The 18,592-nt window shown below is 66.0% G+C and carries 19 protein-coding genes; 13 read left to right on the forward strand and 6 right to left on the reverse strand.

All coding sequences use genetic code 11. The annotated features are described in order from the left end of the window. Positions 1 to 21 precede the first annotated feature (21 nt). Positions 22 to 873 (forward strand): Ig-like domain repeat protein, encoded by an 852-nt coding sequence (locus OHB26_RS20010; protein ID WP_330178805.1) that lies wholly within the window; start codon positions 22 to 24, stop codon positions 871 to 873. A 99-nt stretch (positions 874 to 972) separates the two neighbouring features. On the opposite strand, the gene OHB26_RS20015 is transcribed toward OHB26_RS20010, so the two are convergent. Continuing rightward, positions 973 to 1,413, reverse strand: coding sequence for a hypothetical protein (locus OHB26_RS20015; protein WP_330178806.1), 441 nt, complete (start codon positions 1,411 to 1,413; stop codon positions 973 to 975). A gap of 207 nt (positions 1,414 to 1,620) precedes the next feature. Here OHB26_RS20015 and OHB26_RS20020 point away from each other — a divergent pair, with 207 nt between their 5' ends. Beyond that, the gene (locus OHB26_RS20020; RefSeq protein WP_330178807.1) at positions 1,621 to 2,817 is read left to right on the forward strand and encodes an MFS transporter; all 1,197 of its coding nucleotides are present in this window, start codon (positions 1,621 to 1,623) and stop codon (positions 2,815 to 2,817) included. 342 nt (positions 2,818 to 3,159) lie between these two features. Further along, on the forward strand, positions 3,160 to 4,395 hold the full coding sequence (locus OHB26_RS20025) for a glycosyltransferase 87 family protein (protein ID WP_330178808.1): 1,236 nt from the start codon (positions 3,160 to 3,162) through the stop codon (positions 4,393 to 4,395). 8 nt (positions 4,396 to 4,403) lie between these two features. Here OHB26_RS20025 and OHB26_RS20030 read toward each other — a convergent pair whose 3' ends face one another. Continuing rightward, positions 4,404 to 4,709: a hypothetical protein gene (locus tag OHB26_RS20030; protein ID WP_330178809.1), complete on the reverse strand. Its 306-nt coding sequence runs from the start codon at positions 4,707 to 4,709 to the stop codon at positions 4,404 to 4,406. A 467-nt stretch (positions 4,710 to 5,176) separates the two neighbouring features. Between OHB26_RS20030 and OHB26_RS20035 the strand changes: the two genes are divergently transcribed. Next, the gene (locus OHB26_RS20035; RefSeq protein WP_330178810.1) at positions 5,177 to 6,160 is read left to right on the forward strand and encodes an alpha/beta hydrolase; all 984 of its coding nucleotides are present in this window, start codon (positions 5,177 to 5,179) and stop codon (positions 6,158 to 6,160) included. A gap of 75 nt (positions 6,161 to 6,235) precedes the next feature. Further along, a complete protein-coding gene (locus OHB26_RS20040; RefSeq protein WP_330178811.1) occupies positions 6,236 to 7,423 on the forward strand; it encodes a hypothetical protein in 1,188 nt (395 codons plus the stop codon). Between the two features lie 3 nt (positions 7,424 to 7,426). Here OHB26_RS20040 and OHB26_RS20045 read toward each other — a convergent pair whose 3' ends face one another. Together OHB26_RS20045 and OHB26_RS20050 are read right to left on the reverse strand one after the other, a co-directional pair. Further along, the gene (locus OHB26_RS20045; protein WP_330178812.1) at positions 7,427 to 8,584 is read right to left on the reverse strand and encodes a hypothetical protein; all 1,158 of its coding nucleotides are present in this window, start codon (positions 8,582 to 8,584) and stop codon (positions 7,427 to 7,429) included. After that, positions 8,581 to 9,519 (reverse strand): metal-dependent hydrolase, encoded by a 939-nt coding sequence (locus tag OHB26_RS20050; protein ID WP_330178813.1) that lies wholly within the window; start codon positions 9,517 to 9,519, stop codon positions 8,581 to 8,583. The genes OHB26_RS20045 and OHB26_RS20050 overlap by 4 nt, the downstream gene beginning before the upstream one ends. A gap of 89 nt (positions 9,520 to 9,608) precedes the next feature. Here OHB26_RS20050 and OHB26_RS20055 point away from each other — a divergent pair, with 89 nt between their 5' ends. Both OHB26_RS20055 and OHB26_RS20060 read left to right on the forward strand, forming a co-directional pair. Beyond that, complete coding sequence (locus OHB26_RS20055) at positions 9,609 to 10,229, forward strand: TetR/AcrR family transcriptional regulator (RefSeq protein ID WP_330178814.1); 621 nt, start codon at positions 9,609 to 9,611, stop codon at positions 10,227 to 10,229. A 57-nt stretch (positions 10,230 to 10,286) separates the two neighbouring features. Continuing rightward, on the forward strand, positions 10,287 to 10,805 hold the full coding sequence (locus OHB26_RS20060; RefSeq protein WP_330178815.1) for a pyridoxamine 5'-phosphate oxidase family protein: 519 nt from the start codon (positions 10,287 to 10,289) through the stop codon (positions 10,803 to 10,805). Here the strand turns inward: OHB26_RS20060 and OHB26_RS20065 are convergent. Together OHB26_RS20065 and OHB26_RS20070 are read right to left on the reverse strand one after the other, a co-directional pair. Continuing rightward, entirely contained in the window at positions 10,802 to 11,464 is a 663-nt protein-coding gene (locus OHB26_RS20065; protein ID WP_330178816.1) for a GntR family transcriptional regulator, read from the reverse strand. The genes OHB26_RS20060 and OHB26_RS20065 overlap by 4 nt on opposite strands. 74 nt (positions 11,465 to 11,538) lie before the next feature. Continuing rightward, a complete protein-coding gene (locus tag OHB26_RS20070) occupies positions 11,539 to 11,796 on the reverse strand; it encodes a hypothetical protein (protein ID WP_330178817.1) in 258 nt (85 codons plus the stop codon). Between the two features lie 180 nt (positions 11,797 to 11,976). Between OHB26_RS20070 and OHB26_RS20075 the strand changes: the two genes are divergently transcribed. The 6 genes from OHB26_RS20075 to OHB26_RS20100 are packed head-to-tail and all read left to right on the forward strand — an operon-like array spanning position 11,977 to position 18,556. Beyond that, positions 11,977 to 12,888, forward strand: coding sequence for a dihydrodipicolinate synthase family protein (locus OHB26_RS20075; RefSeq protein WP_330178818.1), 912 nt, complete (start codon positions 11,977 to 11,979; stop codon positions 12,886 to 12,888). 47 nt (positions 12,889 to 12,935) lie between these two features. Then, positions 12,936 to 14,396 carry an aldehyde dehydrogenase (NADP(+)) gene (locus tag OHB26_RS20080; protein WP_330178819.1) on the forward strand — a complete coding sequence of 487 codons (1,461 nt, stop codon included), beginning with the start codon at positions 12,936 to 12,938 and terminating at the stop codon, positions 14,394 to 14,396. Then, entirely contained in the window at positions 14,393 to 15,625 is a 1,233-nt protein-coding gene (locus OHB26_RS20085) for an NAD(P)/FAD-dependent oxidoreductase (protein ID WP_330178820.1), read from the forward strand. The genes OHB26_RS20080 and OHB26_RS20085 overlap by 4 nt, the downstream gene beginning before the upstream one ends. After that, positions 15,622 to 15,951 (forward strand): (2Fe-2S)-binding protein, encoded by a 330-nt coding sequence (locus OHB26_RS20090; protein WP_330178821.1) that lies wholly within the window; start codon positions 15,622 to 15,624, stop codon positions 15,949 to 15,951. The genes OHB26_RS20085 and OHB26_RS20090 overlap by 4 nt, the downstream gene beginning before the upstream one ends. Next, positions 15,948 to 17,555 (forward strand): FAD-dependent oxidoreductase, encoded by a 1,608-nt coding sequence (locus tag OHB26_RS20095; protein ID WP_330178822.1) that lies wholly within the window; start codon positions 15,948 to 15,950, stop codon positions 17,553 to 17,555. The genes OHB26_RS20090 and OHB26_RS20095 overlap by 4 nt, the downstream gene beginning before the upstream one ends. Then, the gene (locus tag OHB26_RS20100) at positions 17,555 to 18,556 is read left to right on the forward strand and encodes a proline racemase family protein (RefSeq protein WP_330178823.1); all 1,002 of its coding nucleotides are present in this window, start codon (positions 17,555 to 17,557) and stop codon (positions 18,554 to 18,556) included. The genes OHB26_RS20095 and OHB26_RS20100 overlap by 1 nt, the downstream gene beginning before the upstream one ends. The last annotated feature ends 36 nt before the right edge of the window (positions 18,557 to 18,592 follow it).

Raw genomic sequence — 18,592 nt, forward strand, 5'->3', positions numbered from 1 at the left:
CCGATGTACGTGGGAGCAACGATGGTGGATAGAAGAATGCAGCGGGTGGCGGGGTCGATGGCCGCGTTCGCGGTCGCGGGCGGGTTCGTGGTCGCGGCGATGCCCGGTATGGCCGCGGCGGCGCCCGGATCGATCACCTGGACCGACGGGAACAGCAAGTTCACCCGGACGGTGTCGAACACCAATCCGGTTGTCGGCGATATCGTCACCGTCACTACGACATTCGAGCGGACCGGCATTCCGGTCGAGTACATCTACGCGGTCAAGGACCTGCACCCGGCCTGCCTGACTCCGGTCGACGGCTCCGGAAAGATGGGTGGCGACCAGGTTTCGCTCGACACCTCGTCCTCTGATTGGGTGCGCGCCCAGTTCGGCATCACCAAATACCCGGTGTACCCGAATATTCAGCCGAAGTCGCAGACCTTCGAGGTGCAGTACAAGGTGGGCGTCAACTGCGCCCGCGACACCCCGCTGCCGACCTCCATGGACTACAGCGGATCCCTGGGTGACGGCAACTATCAGGGCAAGGGTCCGGCCATCACGGTCTCCAGCGATGCCGTCTCGACCACGGTGCTCACCGATGTGTCCGGCGCGCAGACCGGTAAGGCCGTCACCCTGGAGGCGACCGTCTCCCCGGCCGCGGCGGGTGGCACCATCCAGTTCAAGGCGGGCGATAACGTCCTGGGCGATATCCCCGTCGCCGCCACCGGCAAGGCTTCCATCGTCTGGACCCCGGGCGCCGCGGGTTCGTACACCATCGGCGCGACCTTCTCCGGCCGTAGCGGCGTGGCGGGCTCCACGACCACCAAGGTCGTCACCGTCACCGATCAGCCGACCGATCCCGGGCCCAAGCCCAGCACCGGATCCTTCTGATCGACCCGTTCCAAATGCCTACGGCCCGAGTTCAACTCGGGCCGTAGGCATTTTCGGAGCTGCGAAACGGCTTCGGGTGCGGCCGGATCGGAGGCGTGGCTAGCCGGAGATGCTGGGGAGGGGGCAGCCGAAGCTGCCGGTGGAGGTGGAGGCGCGGACCTGGACGGTGAGCGGGGTCAGCGGGTGGATATCGCCTTGGCCGAAGGTCCAGGTGGCGGTGAGGGTGTGCTGGCCCGCCGTTTTGGGGGTCCAGGAGGTTTGCGCGGCCTTGCCGATCAACCCGCCCACCGTGCCGGTGCCGATGGTGGCGCCGTCGTCGAAGAAGGTGACCTCGAGGCCGTTGGACGAGCTGCTACCGCCGCCGACCATATCGCCGCTGGTGAGGGTGTAGCCGCAGCCGACCTGGGGGTTCGAGCCTTGGAGGGATACATAGCCGTCGCCCAGGGCCGCGGCGTTCGGGGCCGTGGCGAGCAGGATCGCGCCGATGCCCGCGGCGGCGGTGGTCGTGAGGGTGGCGGCACGTGCCCGAGAAGTTGTCATGAGATCAGAAATTAGCATGCTTCACATTGATGGGAAGTCGATTGAGGCCGCGGCAAATGGGGGATTGCCGTCCGCCGCGAAAGGTGCATGGAGCTGCCGTTTCGGACCGAAAGCGCCCTTGGTTCGCGTGCGGTGGATCGTGATTCGGATCGCTCTCCGCATCGGGGCTTGACCTTCACATAGATGTCAAGGTTCGACGATGCGTGCATGACCGATCGAATCCAACTCGAAAAGCCCGAGACCACCGCGAAAGCCGCTCCGCGACTACCGATTCCGCAATTGGCGGCATTGACCACGGCGGCCTTCATCACTGTACTCACCGAGGCGCTCCCGGCCGGTGTGCTTCCGGGAATGAGCGCCGATCTGCACGTGGGAGAGTCGGCGACCGGTCAGTTGGTGACCGTCTACGCCCTCGGCACCGCGGTATCGGCGATTCCGCTCTCGGTCGCGACGGCGGGCTGGCGGCGTAAGCGACTACTGCTGGCCGGTGTGGCCGGATTCGCGGTGGCGAATACCGTGACGGCGCTGTCGCTGCTGTACCCGCTGACCCTGATCGCCCGGTTCGTCGCCGGGATCGCCGCGGGGGTGGTCTGGGCGCTGCTCGCCGGATACGCCCGTCGCCTGGTGCCGGAGTCGTTGCGGGGCAAGGCGATCGCGTTCGTCATGGCGGGCATTCCGCTGGCGCTCTCGCTCGGTATTCCGCTCGGGACACTGCTGGGTGACGCGGTGGGCTGGCAGGTGACCTTCACCGTGATGTCGGTGCTCGCGGTCATCCTGCTGGCCTGGATCTTCCCGGCGGTCCCCGACTTTCCCGGACAATCCGCCGGCAGGATCCAATTGGCAACGACCGCAAGAATTCCCGGTGTGGGCGCGGTCCTGTTCGTAACGCTCACCTTCGTGCTCGCGCACACCATCCTCTACACGTATATCGCGACCTTCCTGGACGCGGCCGGATTGCACGGGATGACCGGTGCGGTACTGCTGGTCTTCGGTATCGCCTCGATGCTCAGCATCTGGTTCACCGGCGCACATATCGACCGGCGGCTACGCGGATCGATCATCGCCGCAACGATTTTGGTCGCGGTGGCCGCCGCCGCGCTGGCGATTCCCGCGCACAATGCGGCGCTGGTCTACGTGGCGGCGGCACTGTGGGGCCTGGGCTGGGGCGGGGTCCCGACCCTGTTGCAGACCGCCGTGGCGATCGCGGGCGGCGAGGCCGCCGATACCGCCCAGGCCATGCTGGTCACGCTCTGGAACGCCGCGATGGCCGGTGGTGGCGTCGTCGGTGGAGTCCTGCTGAACCTGTTCGGCCCCAACGCGTTTCCCTGGAGCGTCCTGATCCTGCTGGCACCGACCCTGCTGGTGATCACCGGCGCCCGCCGCCACGGCTTCCCGGTGCGGTGATCGCAGGTCCGCGGCAGCGTCCCGAGATTCACGCCGTGTTTGGGCCACAGCGGCGCGGCGATCAAATGATGCCAACATCCGTGCGCCCCGGGGCGGCGCCGCAACTCCCCACGCGACCGCAACCGCGCGGCCGTCATCGCACGGCGGGAATGACCATCCCTTGGGCGAGAACGAGTTTCATGAGAACGATGCTTCGCGGCGCATCGGGGCCATCATCGAGAAACGAACAGTGTGTTGAAGCATACGCCACGCGATCTCGGCGTCGTGTGGTGAGCAAGGGCACCGCGGTACCCCGGTTTCCGGGGCATGATCGGGGCGATTCATTACGTAGGGTAATGAATCGTGTTGAGAGTGGGGTTGCGGGAGTTCGAGCGTTCGGGTGCGACGGTTTCGGTGCTGGGTGTGGGTGCGGTGCTCGCGGTGGTCCTGGTGTTGACCACGGTGAATCCGTGGATGAGCGAGTCGGGCGGGATTCTGGCCGGGGGGTTGGACGCGCACGTTTATCGGGATGGCGCGGAGCGGGTGTTGCAGGGGCGGCCGCTGTATACCGAGCCGACGTTCTTCGGGCTCCTGTACACGTACACGCCGTTTTCGGCGCTGGTGTTCCTGCCGATCGCGGCGATTCCGTGGAGCTGGATCACTTATGCGTCACTGCTGTTGAATGTGTTCGTGCTGTTCGGGTGTGTGCTGTTGTGTTGGCGCGCACTCGGTTATCGGGTGACCCCGAGGTTGGCGGGGGTCAGTGCGCTGCTCACGCTGACCTGCCTGTTTCTGGAGCCGGTGCGCACCACGATGTTCTACGGGCAGATCAACCTGGTGCTCATGCTGCTGGTGCTGTGGGATTTCTCGCGGGCCGACGACAGTCGGATACGCGGGATCGGCGTGGGGGTGGCCGCGGGTATCAAGCTTGTTCCGGGCTACTTCGTGGTGCAGTATCTCGCGCTGCGCCAATGGCGTTCGGCGGCCGTCGCGGCGCTGACCTTCCTGGGGACCATTGCCCTGGCCTGGGTGATCCTGCCCGAAGATTCCCATCGGTACTGGTTCTCGACGTTCTTCCAATCCGATCGCATCGCGCCCGATACCAATCCGGCGAATCAATCGATTCGCGGGGTGCTCGCTCATCTGAGTCATGGGGCCGCACCGCTCTGGTTGTGGCTGGTGGTCACCATCGCCGTCACTTTTGTGAGCCTCGTGGTGACCGTCGCGCTGGACCATCGAGGTGAACGACTGTTGGCCGCCACCCTCGCGGGTATGACGGCCTGCGCGGTATCGCCCTTCGCCTGGGGTCATCACTGGGTCTGGTTCGTCCCCTTGATGGTTCACCTCGTCGATCGCGCTCAATCTAATCCGCGCTGGTGGGGAGCTGCCGCCCTGCTCTTCGTCGGTACCGGCGCCTGGGCCTACCACTGGGGTGAGAATTACGTCTCCGTAGGCATTTTCCTGCTGCCCAAGCCCTGGCACAGCGAGCCCATCCTGGAGAACTCCCACGTCCTGATGTATCTCGCCGCCCTGGCGTACGGAGTGTTCATCGCCAAAGGCCGGACGCGCTGGCGGGACTGGCGATCGATCATGTCCTGACGGTTCGGCTACCGCTGCTGTTCGGACTGCTGGTATTCGCGCCAGGCCTTCTGGGTATCGGTGAGCTTCGGCGCCGGTGTGCGATTGCGGAAGAAGTTGACCACCATCATGATCGGGACGATGAACGCCTGGAAGAAGATCAGGTACGAGCCGCCGTCGAAGAGAAATGCCAGATATCCGGCATAGCCCAGGAATACCGCGCCGAAGATCGCATTGATCGAACGCGAGGTGACGCTGTGACCATTCTTCACCGCCGCCATGGCGAGCATCAGCACACCGCTGAGTGCGAGCAGACCGACATACCAATTGAACATTGGGAACCCCCCGAGACCGTTCCAGACGAACCAGTTGGTCCGACCGGCCGGAACAGTAACACCCGATCGACTACCCCGCAAAGCGAATTCGGGACCGCGGCAACGACCCTCGGCCGAGGGGATCCAGCGGCCATCCGTCTCGACGCGCGCAACGAATATCTGATCAGCACACCTGTCGGTCCGTTCCGTCCGGCGGGCAGGGCGAATGTAGTTGATCGATAAGTATCTTTCGCGAAGGAGGAAAGGCATGATCCCGCATTTCATCGGTGACCTGATCTGGGCGGTCAACGACCTCCTCGGGAGGTTGCTGATCCCGTAGCCCGGAAGAGCCGGGGTGGCCTGTGCCGCCCCGGCTTTCGCTGTACCCACCATCACGCGCTCCAGTCGAATCGGTAAGTTCCGCTGAGGGACAGCGGGATTCGAGCCGACTGCGGTAACTTGGCCTGGACCAGGTGGGAGGTTTACAGGTGAATACTGACGCGCGAATTCGAAATCAGCGGTGGTTGCGCAGGGCGGGAACTGTTGCCGCGGCGGCGGTCCTGCTGGCCTCGGCGGGGGCAGAGGTCGCGATCGCCGCACCGGTGCACGGGCCGGTATTGCGTTCTCCGGCAGGCGGTTACCAGGAGCTTTGGGTGCCGTCGAGTATGGGGCCGATCAAGGTTCAGGTGCAGTGGGCCGCGCGTGGTGGCAGCTCCGCGCTGTATCTGCTGGATGGCTTGCGGGCACCGGGGGATCACAGTCAGTGGACCAGCGATACCGACGCGCTGCGCCAATTCGTCGGCGACAATGTGACTTTGGTGTTCCCGGTGGGTGGGCACTCCAGCTTCTATACCGATTGGTATCGGCCCAGCAGCAGCAATCATCAGGCGACGACGTACCGGTGGGAGACGTTCCTGACCAAGGAACTCCCCGACTATCTGGCCGGATTCGGTGTCTCGCGCACGAATAACGCGATTGTCGGCGCGTCCATGGGCGGGAACGCGGCGCTCACACTGGCCGCGCATCATCGTGATCAATTCCGGTTCGCCGGGTCGTTCTCCGGCTTTGTGCACCCCACCTTCCCGATGTGGAACGAGGCCATGCGCGCCGCCATGATCGATGAGGGCAACTTCGATGTCGACGATATGTGGGGTCCGGCCTCGGATCCCGCGTGGAATCGCAATGACGCGACCAACCAGGCCGAACTGCTGCGCGGCCTGCCGATGTACATCTCGACCGGCAATGCGGTGCCCGGACTGGCGGATCTGCGGTTCGGGGTCGGCAATACCGTGAACGCCATGGGGCTGGAGGCGATGACCATGGTCGCCAATCAGATGCTCCGGGATCGACTGGTGGCGTTGGGAATTCCCGCGCGAATCGATTTCGTGAACGGCACGCACACCTGGCCGTACTGGCAGCAGGCGCTCGCCATCGCGCGGCCGATGATTCTGGATGCCCTCGGGGCGCATTGAGGCACTCCTCGATGGGGGTGAGTCCACCGCATTATCGGGTGTTCGAGCGTCGGTGCCTCGACCTACTATCGGCAGGTGGACGCTCAGGGGGATGATCTGTGGGGACGCCCGATCGGGCGGCGCGCCGAGGACGCCGGTGCGCCGCGCCCCGATCCGGTGCTGCGCCTGCTCGATGAGATCGATCTGCTCGTCGAGGACAGCATGCGTGATGGCGAACCTCGCACCGGATACGACTTCGACGATCCGACCTATCCGGATTGCCCGAATCCGTACTGTCACGAGTCCTGGCATGGCCTCGCCATCACCCTCCGCATGGCGCAGATGCGGGATTACGGAATGCTCGATCCCGAGTACGACTATCGCGCCGATGACAGCGGGGTGATGTGCCCCGGCTCCGGACATCAGGGCGAGTGGCCGGAGCCTGCGGGGGAGTGGGAGATCGAGTGGGATCTGGAGGATTACGCGAGCGCACTGCATCCGGCCTCGGGGTCCGCGGCAGCGCCGGTCGATCCGCGACTGGCGCGGGCCGACGGCATGTGGATGGCGGTGAGTCGACCGGCGACCATGGTCTGGGTATCGAGTGCGCTGATCGCGTTCGTGTCCATGTTCACCGAGCCCGCGCACTGGCGGTGGTTGACGCCGGTGATCGGTATCTCGGCGCTGCTCACGATCTTCTGGTTGTTCCGTCGGAAGCGGCGTCGGCTGCCGGTCGGGTATATGCGTGAAAGGCTCTGTGCCAGACCGGAAACCATTATCGCGCTGGGTCCGATGGTGGGCGCCTCCTGGCTGCCCACGGTGTGGGCCTGGCGTACACCGCTGGATACCTCCGGCGATGTCGCGGCGGGGTACGGCGCGCTGCTGCTCGCCTGTGCACTGGCCGGAGTGGGTCACGTCACCGTGCAACTGTCTCGAATCCGCACGGTGGCAAGCGAATCGGTCGACGGCGCGGGCGAGACCGATCGTGTCGCGCACGCGTCGAACCTGGTCGTACTCTCCTTCTACTGGCTGATCTTCGTCCTACCGGTGCTACTGCTCTTCGGGTGGACCGTGGGCAGATTCACCTTTCAACCGGCCGCCATGTGGGCGGCCGTCGGTGTCGCCGTAGTGAGCTTGATCGTCCTGTTCGTGGAATCGCTCGTGTTGCACATCATTACGCGTGACGGCGGCGGCATTGCCATGATCATCCTGTTCGGCGCGCTCATCGCCGCCCCGCTGCTGTGGTGGTCGCTGCACACCCTCGCGACCACGCACCTGCGGCTCTGATTCTCAGGCCACGGCCCGGCCGGGGATGTCGGCGGGTTCGGCGGGTTTCGCGACCTCGGTGGTAGGACGTGCGGTGGTGAATGTCGCTGCTACGCAGAGGATTGCGATGGCGAAGCAGGCGAGGGTGTACCAGAGGTTGCCGATGGGGTCGCCGTTGGTTGTCAGGCCGTTGTCGGCGTCGAGGAAGTCGGGGAGGGCGGTGGCCCAGAGCAGGGCGAAGACGGCGAGATACAGGACGCTGTACCAGCGAATGAAAGGGTTCGTGTAGTGCGGGGATTCGGGGTCGCGGCGTAGGGATCGCCACTGGCGGAACAGGACGGGGATGGCCACCAGGGTCAGCAGGATCAGTTCGGCGGCGTAGAGGGTGCCGCGGACCGTGGTGCTGCCCGCGCCGAAGACGGTGGCGGGCAAGGGCAGGATGAAGGTGCCCAGGGAGGCCAGGAGGCCGATTGTCACCGTGCGACCGAGTAGTTGGAGACCGGTGAAGTGTTGTCCGGCATCGACTTTGCGGCCCACGAACCAGTAAACGCAGAAGGCCAGCGACGTGGGCCAGAGGGCGGCGAAGACCACCACGCTGGGCAGGGGTACCGAATCGAACATCGGCTGATTGAGGGAGTTGCCGGTGGACCATTCCCACCAGCGCAGTTGCGGGCCGATGTGGTCGAAGATCTCGTAGAACGCGTGGTGCACGAAGCCTACGCAGACCGCGCCCAGGAATGCGCCGTGACGGCGGAAAACGCCCAGCATGCGGACGATTTCGTAGGCGACCGTCGCCATGAAGGGGTAGATGGCCACGATGTAGAGGGGTAGTCGGCCCCACAGGAAGTCGACGGTGAAGACATTGTGCGCGAACATCGTGTCGACATGGTCTTGGATGCCGAACGCCGCGGGGAAGTACAGCGGGGGTTCGATGATGAACAGGTAGGCCGTCGCGCCGAACCAGAGCACCAGGTTGGTGGGATCTCCATTGCGGCGCAGGCGAATTACCGCGAGCACCAGGGCCAGGATCGAGCCGACGATGATGGTGCACTCGAGGACGGGCAGCGTCCAGTTCTCCAGCCCGAAGGGGTTGCGGAATTCGACGATTCCGCCCGCCTCTTCGCAGGAGAAGCCGAGCGAATGCGCGAGCTGATCGAAGGTGGGGGAGCAGTGGTCGGTCACGAATTGGCCTCCGAGCCGATGGAATCCGCTGTGTACCAGCGTGTTACGTCATATCCGGCCTCGTAGCGCCGGAACCACACATCGGCGAGTGCGGGCAGCGTCTCGTGGGCCGGATTGTGCTTGGGCAGCTGGCTGCGGATTATCCCCTTCAATGCGATCAGCTGTTCGCCGAGCGGCAGATCGTCGAAGGCGCGCAGCATCGGCCCGCTGTTCTGCGGACTCAGTCCCGGCAGCCACCGCCGCAGATGCTGCTTACGGCGGTAGTTCGCGAACATGGCGAGCGCGTCGACCTGCCGTTCCTCCAGTGGCACATGCTTATTGAAGCCCGCGCAGGCGATTCTGACCACCTTCAGCACGTGCTGGAAGATCGACGCCGCGACGCGCATCCGGTAGAGGTCACTGCCCACGACGGAGTCGAAGATGATCAGCGCCGAACTGCGATGCTCGACCTCCTCGACGAAGTGCCAGATGAACAGTGAGGCAACGCGATCATCGCCGGGCCGGAAGAGCGCGGCCTCGTTGTCGAGCATGAGTTTGAAGACCGAGGTGAAGGTCGCCTCGAGATCCGCGGTGTAGGCGAGCCGATACTTCAGCGGCGTCTCGGCGGTGAGCCGGTCGAATTCACCGATCACCTCGTCGAGTGTCTCCTGCAATCCCGGATAGTTCCGGATCAGCCCGCGCACATGCTGGCGATGCGCGGATGAATGCTGCCCCTCCTGTCGCATGAACGCGTCCGCCTCCTCGGCGACTTCGGCGTCGGTGATCTGCGGCTTCACCTGCATGATCATCTTCACGATCATCTTCTCGAAGCCGATGGCCAGGAAGGACACGGCATTGGCCATCGACGAGAAGGCCGGATTCTCCTCGTTCCAGAGGAAGGGCACGTCGTAGTCCTCGAAGGCGAAATTCATCTTCCGCACAATCAGATCCGTCATGGCGACCATACAAACATACACAGGAGCGTCTGTGTGTATGTTCGTAAGAAATCGAGTCGGCCCGCGACCCCGTGCTAACGTCGGTTTTTGTGGCACGCAGGCGGGGATGGGGCGGAACTCCGCCGGACAGTGACGACGAGGCGGCACGCCGCATCGTCGCCGCCGCGGTCGAATTGATCGGCCGCACCGGCCGGGAGATCAGCATCGCCGACGTGGCCGAATCACTCGGTGTCATCCGCCAGACCGTGTACCGCTACTTCCCGAGCGCGGACGCCCTCATGCGCGCGTCGGCCATCGCCGCCGTCGCCGGTTTCCTGGATCGGCTCGCCGCGCAGGTCAGCGGTATGCCCGATCCGGTCGAGGCGATGACCGAGGCCATTGTCTTCACCCTCGCCGAGGTCCCGCGCACCCCGCACCTGGGCATCATGCTGACCCCCGCCAACTCCGCGGCCGATCCGGACGGCATCACCTCCGAAGAGGCGCAGGACTTCGGCATGACCATGATCAAACGCTTCGATGTCGACTGGCGCGGTTACGGTTACGACGACGATGCCCTGCGCGAACTCGTCGAATACCTGCTCCGCATCATGCAATCGTTCTTCGTCTCACCCGGCCACCCGCCGCGCACCGATGAAGAGCTGCGTCGCTACCTCCGGCGCTGGATGGGATCGGCGATCATGGCTCAGGCGACCGTCACCACCTGGCGGTGATGAATTCCGGTGCGCCGCATCGTCTTGATTTGCAGGATCACGAATCAAGGAGGAGTCATGCTGCCAGACCCGATCGATGCCAAGGATCTGAATATCTACGGGGACGACAAGCTGTCCTGGAGCCGGGCGCGCAAATCGGCGGAGGCGGGGATCGGTCTGCCCGAGACTCCGGCATTCCTGTCCACCGCCGACTCGGACGGGCGGCCGCACACCACGGGGATCGGGGCCGTCGAGTACGACGGGTTCCTGTACTTCACCAGCGGGCCCGGAACTCTCAAGTCGCGCAACCTGATCGGTAATCCGGCGTGCACGCTGGCCTATCGGTTCGCGGAGGCCGATCTGATCTTCGACGGGCATGCGCATCGAACCACCGATATCGCCGAGCTCGATGCGGTGACCGCCGTCTATCGCGCCGGTGGTTGGCCCGCTGAGCGTGCGGGGGATACGGTCAACGCGCCCTACAGCGCGCAGAGCGCCGGCCCGGGACCCTGGTACCTCTACCGCTTCACGATTCACACCGCGGTCGGGGTCGCGCTCACCGATCCGCACGGTGCGACGCGCTGGCGGTTCGCTTAATCCTCGGGCTTGGCCCAGCGCCCGCGCGCCTGGCTGATGTGGTTGCGCAGGAAGGCTTCCACCGCATCCTGATCACCGGATTCGATGAGGTCGACGATGGTGAAATGCTCGCGGGCGACGCCGACCAGCTCGCCCTTCTTGGCGAGTGAGGCCAGGCCGAACAGGCGGGTGTGGTCGCGCAGATCCGCGACCAGACCGGTCAGCCGAGGATTGTCGGCATAGCCGAGCAGCGCCAGGTGGAAGATCTGGTCGGCGGCGGTGTACTCGACCAGATCGCCGCGCTCGGCCCCTTCGACGATCTTGGCCGCGAGTTCGCGCAGCCGCGGCAGATCCGCGGCCGGAATCAGCGGCGTGACCTCGCGAACGATCGGCGGTTCGAGCAGCAGTCGAATCCGGGTGATGTCATCGAGGTCCTTCTCGGCGACCTCGGTGACACGAAATCCCTTGTTGGGCACGATGGAAATGAGATTCTCGCGCGCCAGATCGAGCATGGCCTCGCGCACCGGTGTCGCCGAGACCCCGAACCGCGCGCCGAGCGTTGGCGCGGAGTACACCACGCCCGGCTCCATCTCACCGGCGATAATGGCCGCGCGCAGGGCCCGCGAAACCTTGTCGCGGAGGCTGACCTTCTCCATCTGGGTGAAGTGCTCGAGGCTCACGTGACTCCTGCCCATGGTCAGCTGATCGGATCGGTCGAAGGCATTCTATGCCATGTCACGTTGCATTCAGCGCGTCACCGGTCGGCGGCTTCCGCATCGACCGTGTGCAGGGAGGTACCGGAGGTCTCCTTGGCCAGGCCCACCGCGATCACCGAGATGATCGCCGCCGCAACAAGATACAGCGAGATCGGATAAGAGCTGTGGAATCCGTTCAACAGGCTGATCGCGATGAGCGGGGCCGGTGATCCGGCCAGAGTCGGCGCGACCTGATAGCGGAACGAGAGCGCGGTGGGTTGCCGCGTGGTCGCGGCGGTGTCGTCGACAGCGGTCATGGTGTGCACCCCCATCGCTCAGTGCTGTGTGACATTGCACCGTAGAGAAGTGATGGCCATCACGCAAGTGGTTGCGTGACCCCGCCCACACCCGCTAACTTCAGTGCAATGTCACACGGCACTGTGGTGACACCGGCGGCCGGGCGCTCATCCCGGACTCTCGATTCGATGGAGGCCCTCATGACCGAAACGACCACGTCAACGGTGAACAAGCCCTGGCACGGGGTACTGGTCGCGACGACCCTGCCGTTCCACGCGGACCTCTCGGTCGACTACGACGCGTATGCCGAACACGTGGCGTGGCTGGCGGCCAATGGCTGCCACGGGGTGAGCCCCAATGGCTCGCTCGGCGAATATCAGACGCTTGGCGATGACGAGCGGGCCAAGGTGGTGACCACCGCGATCGCCGCGGCCCCCGCCGGATTCACCGTCATGCCCGGTATCGCCGCCTACGGTGCGTTGCAGGCTCGCCGCTGGGCCGAGCAGGCGGCCGAGGCGGGCGCGCAGGCGGTAATGCTGTTGCCGCCCAACACCTATCGCGGCGGACGCGATTCGATCCTGGACCACTATCGGACCGTCGCACAGGTCGGTCTGCCGATTGTGGCCTACAACAATCCGATCGACACCCACATCGACCTCACCCCCGGCCTCCTGGCCGAACTGCACGCCGAGGGGCTGATCGTCGGCGTCAAGGAGTTCACCGGCGATGTGCGCCGCTTCTACGAGATCAAGGAGCTGGCACCGGAACTCGATGTGCTCGTCGGCTCCGATGATGTGGTGCTCGAGCTCGGTATCGCGGGTGCGGTCGGCTGGGTCGCCGGATACCCGAACGCTATTCCGCAGGCCACCGTCGAGCTGTACAACGCCTCGGTCAATCGCGACCTGGACAAGGCGCTGCCTCTCTACCGTGACCTGCACAAACTGCTGCGCTGGGACTCCAAGACCGAATTCGTGCACGCCATCAAGCTCTCGATGGACCTGGCCGGACGCCCCGGCGGCCCGTGCCGTCCCCCGCGCGTACCGCTCGCCCCGGAACTGATCGCCAAGATCACCGCCGACACCCAGGACGTGCTGGCCAAGGGCTACCGGTAGGCCGGGCGAAACCGCACGGAATGCCGGATACGGGAAGTGGGAGCGCGATGACCAGTAAGGAAGCGGCGTCGGCCGAGTCCGCTGTGGCGGAGGTCGATGCCATTGCCGAGGCGGCCGCGAACGCGGCGGGAGCCTGGGCCGCAATGGATTTGGTGGTGCGGGCCCGGGCGCTCGATGGGATCGCCGAGCGGCTCGACGCGCATTCGGCGGAGCTGATCGCGCTGGCGGTGCGGGAGACGCATCTCGCGGTGCCGCGATTGGCGGGGGAGTTGAAGCGGACCAGCTTCCAGCTGCGGTTGTTCGCGCAGGTGGTTCGGGATGGCGGATTCCTCGACGTGCGAATCGATTCCGCCGATCCGGAGTGGCCCATGGGAGCGCCTCGCCCGGATCTGCGGCGGATGAATGTTCCGCTCGGGCCGGTGCTCAACTTCGCGGCGAGCAATTTCCCCTTCGCGTTCTCCGTGGCCGGTGGGGATACCGCCTCCGCGTTGGCGGCCGGGTGTCCGGTGATCGTGAAGGCGAATCCGGGCCATCCCGAGTTGTCCCGTGCGGTGGGGGCGCTCATCGATGAGGTGATCGACGAATGTGGTGCTCCGAGTGGCACATTCGGCCTCATCTTCGGGCGCGACGCCGGAGTTCAGGCCCTGCGGCATCCCGCTGTCAGCGCGGTGGCGTTCACCGGCTCCACCGCGGGCGGTCGCGCACTGTACGACCTGGCCTGTGCCCGTCCGGTGCCGATCCCCTTCTACGGTGAGCTCGGATCTATCAATCCGGTATTCGTGACCCCCGAAGCGGCGCGCGCCCGGGCCGTGGAGATCGCCTCCGGCCTGTTGACGGCGGTGAGTTCCAGCGCGGGACAGCTGTGTACCAAGCCCGGCCTGGTAGCGGTGCCTGAGGGGGCTCCCATACTGGACGAATTGCGCAGCGCCGCAGCACCTCCGACCGGTGAGCTGCTCAATGATCAGATCGCCGCGGGATTCGCCCACGCTGTCGAACCGGTGCGCGCGCATCCGCAAGTGCGGACACTGCGCGGCGAGCGGCCGGGCGAAGCGTTGTTGCTGGTCACCACCGCGCAGGCGGTGTTGGCTGATCGGGATGAGCTGATGCGGGAGATGTTCGGTCCGGCAACGCTATTGGTTACGTATCGGGACGCCGCAGAGCTGTTGGAGTTGGCTCGGTCGCTGCACGGCGAATTGACCGTATCGGTCTTCGGTGAGCAGGCTGACGACACCACGCATGGGCTCTTCGCCGCTGCCGCGCGCGTGGCGGGTCGGGTGCTGTGGAATTCGTGGCCGACCGGGCTGTCGGTGACCTACGCGCAGCAGCATGGTGGGCCATATCCGGCCACAACCGCTGCGGGGACGACATCGGTTGGGACCGGGGCGATTACGCGGTTTCTGCGGCCTGTCGCCTTCCAGTCGGTGCCGGACGAACTGCTACCGCCGCAGTTGCGGGCGGCTAATCCGCTGGGTCTGCCGCGATCGGTGGATGGAGTACGCGCGCAATGATTCTCGACTCGTTCGGAGCGGCGGCTCTCGCCGGGAGTGACGTGCTCATTATCGGTGGCGGCATGATCGGCTGCGCGCTCGCGGATCGGCTCACCCTCGAAGGTGCGTCGGTGCGGGTGTGTGAGGCGGGTGGGCTGGCGTCGGGGACCACCGCGCATGGTGAGGGCAATGTCCTGATCTCGGATAAGGGGCCCGGGCCGGAGCTGGAGCTCGCGCGCTACTCGCGCGGATTATGGCCGGAGGTGCTCGAGCGAATCGCCGCACTGCTGCCCGTGGAGGCGGCGGCGGTCGAATGGGAACCCAAGGGCGGCATAGTCGTTGCCACCACCGAGGCCGGGGCCGTCGCACTGGACGAGTTCGCCCGTGGGCAGCGTGCCGCCGGGGTCCGCTGCGAGTCTCTCGACGCGGATCAGCTGGCGGCGGCGGAGCCCGCATTGACCCGGGATGTGACCGCGAGCGTCTATTACCCCGACGACGCTCAGGTCCAGCCCGTCGGCGCGGCGGCGGCCCTGATCGGGTCCGCCGTCGCGGCCGGTGCGATTGTCGAAACACGGTGTGCCGTCACCGGACCCATTATCGAAGGCGGCCGGTTGATCGGGGTGCGCACCACCTCCGGCTTCCGCTACGCGGATGTGGTGATCAATGCCGCCGGTCCGTGGTCCGGACCGGTTTCCGAAATCCTCGGTGCACCGATCGCGGTCAAGCCGCGGCGCGGGGATGTGCTGATCACCGCACCCATGCCACCGACCGTCTTCCACAAGGTCTACGACGCCGATTACGTCGGTGCGGTGGGCAGTTCGGATGCGGCACTGCAATCCTCGGCGGTGGTGGAGTCCACGCGCGGCGGTCCGCTACTGCTCGGCTCGTCCCGGCGGCAGTGCGGTTTCGACGATCGGATTCGGCCGGACAGTCTGGCCGCCATCGCGCGCAAGGCATTACGGCTGTATCCGGTGCTCGCGGAGGTCGCGATCATGCGCGCGTACGGCGGATTCCGGCCGTATGTCGACGATCATCTGCCGGTGATCGGCCCGGATCCGCGACTGCCCGGACTCTGGCATGCCACCGGGCATGAGGGCGCGGGTATCGGGCTCTCGGTCGGCACCGCGCGGTTGCTCGCCGACGCTGTGGCGGGCCGCCCGGGCGAGGTCGATATCGCGCCCTTCGCCGTCGGCCGTCCCGCGGTCATCGCCGTAGGGGAGTACCTATCACAAGGAGCCTCGGCACTATGAGCCCCAATCTGATTCCCCCGGAGAGCGATCCGGTCGGTCGTTCGGACCGCCCGCTCACCATCATCTGCGACGGCATCGAGGTGCCGGGCGTGCACGGCCAGACCCTGGCCTCGGTCCTGCTGGCCGCCGACCGCTCGCACTGGCGGACCGCACCCAATGGCGCACCGCGCGGCGTGTTCTGCGGTATCGGAGTCTGCTTCGACTGCGTCGCGACCGTGAACGGTGTGCCCGATATCCGGCTGTGTCGGCGACCGGCTCGGGATGGCGACCGCATTGCCACGCAGACCCGGGTTATCGCCACGCGGACCGAGGCAGGGCAGCGATGAGCAGGCATGTCGTGGTGATCGGCGGTGGACCGGCCGGGACCGCCGCGGCGGAATCCGCACTGCGGCACGGTGCTTCGGTGACATTGATCGATGCCAATGAGGCGCTCGGCGGACAGTACAACCGGCGGATTCCCACCGACTATGGTGTGCGCCGGCCACTGTCCATCGGACACGGTTACCGGGCGTCCGAGCATCGCGCACGATGGCTGACCGAACATCCGCGCTGCGAGTATCTGTCGTTGGCGGCGGTCTATCAGATCGAACGGCATGCCGAAGGCGGTTGCCCCGCAGTGCGATTGCTGATCGGGGTCGAGGGTGACCGGCGCACACATCGCGTCGTGCAGGGCGATGCGCTGATCATCGCCACCGGTGCGTACGACCGGGTATGTCCATTTCCCGGCTGGGATCTGCCCGGCGTGTACACCGCCGGTGCCGCGCAAACCCTCGCGAAGACCCAGCGCGTACTGGTCGGCAAGTCCGTATTGCTCTCCGGTACCGGACCATTCCTGCTCCCGGTCGCGCAATCACTGGCCTCAGGAGGCGCGAAGGTCCTGGGCGTGCTCGAGGCCAATCCGGCTCGGCGAGTGCTACGGCAGTGGGCTGCCCGCCCTTGGGAGCTGAGGCATAGCGCGGGTAAGGCGGTCGAGCTGTTCGAATACCTCGGATCCGGAGTGCGACACCGTATTCCACTGCGCACCTCGACCGCGATCGTCGCGGTGGCCGGTGACGGCAGGGCGGAGGAGGCGACCATCGCCCGCCTCGACGCGGAGTGGTTGCCGATTCCCGGCAGTCACACCACCATTCCCGTGGACGCGGTAGCGGTATCGCACGGTTTCACCCCTCAGCATGAGCTCGCGGTCGCCACCGGTGCGCGTTTGACCGCCGAAGGTTTCGTCGTGGTCGACGACTCCCAGCGCACGACCGCCGAATTCGTGTGGGCAGCAGGGGAAATCACCGGTATCGGGGGCAGTCGAGTCGCCGCCGTCGAGGGCTGGGCCGCTGGAATGAGCGCCGCCGGAGCCGACCCGACCTCCGACCGCGCACTCCGTGCCCGCCACCGCACCGCGCGGCAATTCGTCACCCGCCTGGCCGCCGCCCACCCGCTCCGTCCCGGCGCACTGGCTTGGTCCAACCCCGACACGGTGATCTGTCGCTGTGAGACAACCACTCTCGGCGAACTCACCGCCGCATGGGCGCGCGCCGCGGGCGATGGCTACCGCCCCGCCAAACTCGCCACTCGCGCGGGTCTCGGTCCCTGCCAGGGCCGCATGTGTGCCACCAATATCGAGGCGCTGCGGCTCCGGAACTGTCAGTCCACGGCCGCGATGAATCGAGATGTCCGTGCCGGTGCGCACCTCGGCGGTGCGTGCACCGCGGCATCCGGATCGCCGGGGCGAGTGTGCCCGTCGGCGTCTCTGGGTAGCGGGAACTCCGCCGCGCCGTGGTGCGGGGAGGAGCCCGGTGCCGAGATTCCCTGCGGCGCAGCACTCCCGGATGGTGCCGCACTCCCCGGATTGGCGGCCGCCACGCCTGCCTGGCGTCCCCTGGCCGCCCCGATCCGCCTGCGTGAACTCGCCGAAATCGATAGTGAAGGACTGTCCTGATGCACAGCAGCAAGATCATCTCCGCGATCGACACCCATACCGAGGGCATGCCCACCCGGGTGATCACGGGCGGGGTCGGCACGATTCCCGGCGAGACCATGGCGCAGCGGCGCACGTATTTCCTCGAGCATCTGGACGGGTTGCGCAGGCTGCTGGTGAACGAACCGCGCGGGCACGCGTCGATGAGCGGGGCGATTCTGCAACCCGCGACCACCCCCGATGGACAGTACGGCGTGTTGTTCATCGAGGTCAGTGGGCTGTTGCCGATGTGCGGTCACGGAACCATCGGGGTGGCGACCGCCTTGGTCGAGGCGGGAATGATTCCGGTGACCGAGCCGGTGACCGAGATTCGCCTGGATACCCCGGCCGGGCGCGTGGTCGCCACCGTGAATGTGACAGCGGGGCACGCGGATTCGGTCACGCTGCGGAATGTGCCGTCGTACTGCGACAGTCTCGACAATGAGGTCGAGGTCCCGGGACTCGGCGCGGTGCGCTACGACCTGGCCTACGGCGGAAACTTCTACGCCATCGTGGATCTCGGCAAACTCGGGCTGCCGTTCGATCGCGCGCACAAGGATCGCATTCTCGATGCCGGATTGCGAATCATGGCGGCCATCAACGAGTTCCGCCGTCCGGTGCATCTCGCGGACGCGAGCATCTCCGGTTGTAAGCATGTGTTGTTCCTGGACCCGGCTTCCGAACCCGCGCATACCCGCAATGCCATGGCCATTCACCCCGGCTGGTTCGATCGGTCCCCTTGCGGCACAGGTACTTCAGCGCTGCTGGCGCGCCAGCACGCGCGCGGACTGCTCGCCGGGGACGAGGTGCTGCGCAATGACTCGTTCATCGGCACCACGTTTTACGCGCGGGCAGTGGAAACCACCACGGTCGCGGGCACTCCCGCGATCATCCCCACGATCACCGGCCGCGCGTGGCTGACCGGCACCGCCAATTATCTGCTCGACCCGTCGGACCCGTTCCCCGAGGGATTCATCTTCTGACGCACGCGCTATCGCGCCCAATCCAGCACCGCGACA

This window comes from Nocardia sp. NBC_01503 (assembly GCF_036327755.1).
Taxonomy (GTDB): Bacteria; Actinomycetota; Actinomycetes; order Mycobacteriales; family Mycobacteriaceae; genus Nocardia.